Source organism: Oceanimonas marisflavi (assembly GCF_003049725.1).
GTDB classification, from domain to species: domain Bacteria; phylum Pseudomonadota; class Gammaproteobacteria; order Enterobacterales; family Aeromonadaceae; genus Oceanimonas; species Oceanimonas marisflavi.
Genome location: NZ_QAGM01000066.1, coordinates 1 through 578, shown reverse-complemented (window position 1 = coordinate 578; position 578 = coordinate 1). Strand labels below are relative to the sequence as shown.

Annotated in this window: 1 protein-coding gene; it reads right to left on the bottom strand. The window is 60.6% G+C overall.

The features are described from left to right. The coding region (gene cysD / locus DA373_RS16085) for a sulfate adenylyltransferase subunit CysD (RefSeq protein ID WP_157953741.1) at positions 1 to 578 on the bottom strand (578 nt) is incomplete at both ends.

The window sequence follows — 578 nt, the reverse complement described above, 5'->3', positions numbered from 1 at the left end:
TCCACCATGATCAGGGTGCCGTCGCGCTCCACCACCGGGCGCTTGGCGGCGTAATACAGGGGCACAATGGGAATATTTTCCAGGTGAATGTACTGCCAGATATCCAGCTCGGTCCAGTTGGACAGCGGGAACACGCGAATGGACTCACCCTTGTGCTTGCGGGTGTTGTACTGCTTCCACAGCTCGGGGCGCTGGTTTTTCGGATCCCAGCGGTGCTGGGCGGTACGGAAAGAGAAAATGCGCTCCTTGGCCCGGGACTTTTCCTCGTCGCGGCGGGCACCCCCAAAGGCGGCGTCGAAACCGTACTTGTCCAGCGCCTGCTTCAGGCCCTCGGTCTTGGTGATATCGGTATGAATGGCGGAGCCGTGGGTGAAGGGGTTGATGTCCTTCTCGATGGCTTCCGGGTTGATGTGCACCAGCAGCTCCATGCCCAGCTTTTTGGCCATGTGATCGCGGAACTCGTACATTTCGCGGAACTTCCAGCGGGTGTCCACATGCAGCAGCGGGAACGGCGGCACCGAGGGGTAGAAGGCCTTCATGGCCAGGTGCAGCATCACGGCGCTGTCCTTGCCGATGGA